This window comes from Streptomyces calidiresistens, from assembly GCF_014141525.1.
Lineage (GTDB): Bacteria > Actinomycetota > Actinomycetes > Streptomycetales > Streptomycetaceae > Streptomyces > Streptomyces calidiresistens.
Genome location: NZ_VKHS01000760.1, coordinates 1 through 2,572, shown reverse-complemented (window position 1 = coordinate 2,572; position 2,572 = coordinate 1). Strand labels below are relative to the sequence as shown.

The 2,572-nt window shown below is 76.0% G+C and carries 2 protein-coding genes; both read left to right on the top strand.

Features of this window, described 5'->3' with window-relative positions; translation table 11 throughout:
• On the top strand, positions 1-873 hold an 873-nt coding region (locus FOE67_RS22445; protein WP_182666658.1), incomplete at its 5' end, for a glutamate ABC transporter substrate-binding protein.
• 363 nt (positions 874-1,236) lie between these two features.
• Complete coding sequence (locus tag FOE67_RS30985; protein ID WP_182666659.1) at positions 1,237-2,541, top strand: hypothetical protein; 1,305 nt, start codon at positions 1,237-1,239, stop codon at positions 2,539-2,541.
• Positions 2,542-2,572 lie beyond the last annotated feature (31 nt).

Below are 2,572 nucleotides of genomic sequence, written 5' to 3'. Positions count from 1 at the left end.
GCCCTCCCGTTCCCCGCCTCCCCGCCGCCGGGCCCCCCGGAACGCGAGCGGTGCCCGGACGGCCGGGACGTGGCGGAGAGCCCGCGCCCCTCCGACGCCTCCGGACCCGCCGTGCGACGGATCCTCGCCCGGGGCGCCCTGGTGGTGGGGGTGGACCAGAACAGCTATCTCTGGGGTTTCCGCACCCCCGACACCGGTCGGTTCACCGGCTTCGACATCGACCTGGTGGAGGCGGTGGCCGAGGAACTGCTGGGCCCCGACGCCCGGGTGGTGTACCGGGCGGTGCCCACCTCCGAGCGGATCCGTCTGATCCGGGAGCGGGAGGTGGACATGGTGGTGCGGACGATGTCGATCACCTGCGAGCGCCGGCGGGAGGTGGCCTTCTCCGCCGCCTACTTCGAGGCCGGGCAGCAGGTGGTGGTGCCGCGCCGGTCCGGGATCACCGGTCTGGACGGCTCGTTGACCGGGAAACGGGTGTGCAGCGCGACCGACTCGACCGCCGAGGCGCTGCTCCGGGAGCTCGACGTGGTCTCCCGGGGGGTGGAGACGGTCACCACCGCCAACCACCTGGACTGCGTGGTGCTGCTCCAACTGGGCGAGGCGGACGCCCTGGTGACGGACAGCGCGCTGGCCGCCGGGCACATCGCGCAGGACCCGACCCTGCGGCCGGTGGGGGACCCGCTCACCGTGGAGCCGTACGGGGTGGCGATGCATCCCGACGACGAGGATCTGGTCCGGCGGGTCAACCGGGCCCTGGAGGGATTCACGGCGGGAGGTGCGGACAGTGCGTGGCACGCCTCGTACGAGCGGTGGTTGGCGGATCACCTGGAGGATCCCGATCCCCGACCCCCGGTACCGGTGTACCGGGATTGAGGTCCGAGGGCCCCGGAACGGGACGGACGGGAGGCGTGGGGATTCCCCGGACGGGGGAACCCGGGCGCTCGTGCCGTCTCCCGGGGTTGCCGACACCCCGTCGGGGGGAAGGACGGGGACAGCCGGGGTGCCGCCGCCCCGGGGCGTGCGCGGGCGGTTCCGTTTCCCGGCCGGGGCGCCCGGAACCACCGGTGGGTACGTGACGATCGGGACGACCGGCGCCGGGAGGCACGCCGTGCGGCGGGGCCCGGCGGGTCGGCCCCGGGCAGGCGACCCGCGGCGGGGCGCCGGGGCGCCGGCTGTGGGGAACCGGCACGAGGGTGACGGCACGGGGAGAACCCGGACGAACGAGGAGTGGACCTGGTGTTGAGCCGGGAGGAGGCCGACCGGCGGCTGGCACGGCTGGGCGTCGAGCACGAGGCGATCGAGACCTCGTTGCTGGCGCTCCAGGACCACGCCGGGCGCCGGTTGCTGGAGGGCGCGGAACTGATCGGCGTCACCGCCGAGCGGTGGACCGCCGCCGAGGAGGAGCTCGCCTCGCTGTGGGCGTGTTTCGAGGATTGGGGGAAGAGGCTGGAGGACGCCCGGGCGGTCCGGGCCCGGCGCCGTTTCCCGGAACCGGAGGAACTGGCCGAGCTGGCGGAGCTGTTGGAGGAGCGGCCGGGCGGCGCCCCGGGGACCACCGGCCCCCGGGGCGCCGCCGACGCCCGGGAGGCCCCGGAACCCGCCGACGCGGCCGGGGCGTCCGGGGGGTGGGCCGCCGCCGTGGAACGGCTGAACGCCGGGTACGCGCGGGTGCTGGACGTGGTGGTGGCCGCCGACGCGGTGTGGTCCGCCCTCCCCGCCCGGATCGACCTGCTCGCCGCCGAGTTGCGCCGGCTGACCGGGCTCGCCCGCTCCGTCGGCGTGCGGCCCGGCGCGCATCCGGCCGGCGACGACCTGGCCCGGGTGACCGACGAACTCGCCGCGCTGCGGGCCGAGGTGCTGATGGACCCGTTGGCGTTCTGGCGGCGGGCGGAGGGCAGTTCCACGCCGGGCGCCGGGCGTCCGGACACCGAGCGGTACGACCGGGCCGCCCGGCTGATCGAGGACATCCGCCGCGAGGTGGACGCGGTGATCGCCGTCCGCCGCGACTCGGAGGAGCGCCTGACGCGGTTGCGCGACGTGCTCTCCCGCGCCGATCGGACCCTGGCCGAGGCCCGGACCGCCCGGGGGGAGGTGCTGGCCAGGATCGCGGCCTCGGAGGTGCCGGCGGTCACCGGCCCGGCGTCGGCGCTGCGGGCGGAGCTGACGGCGGCGGCGGAGTACCGGCGCGACGCCCAGTGGCACCGGCTGTCCCCGCTGCTGGACTCGCTGGAGGAGCGGGCGGAGCGGGAGTTGGAACGGGCCAGGGAGTCCCTGACGGCGGTGACCGCGCCGCTGGCGATCCGGGCCGAACTGCGCGGGCGGCTGGACGCCTACCGCGCCCGGGCGGAACGTTCGGGCGCGAACGCGGACCCGGAGTTGGCGCGGCACTACGACACCGCCCGGCGGATGCTCTGGAGCGCGCCGTGCGACCTGCGGGCGGCGGAACGGGCGGTGACCCGCTACCGGTTGGCGGCGACCGAGCGTGCTGCGGGGACCGGGGAGGCGCCCCGGGAGCCGGACCTGTCTCTTATACAGATCTGACGCTGACGACGAAGCTTCAAATGTAGGTCTT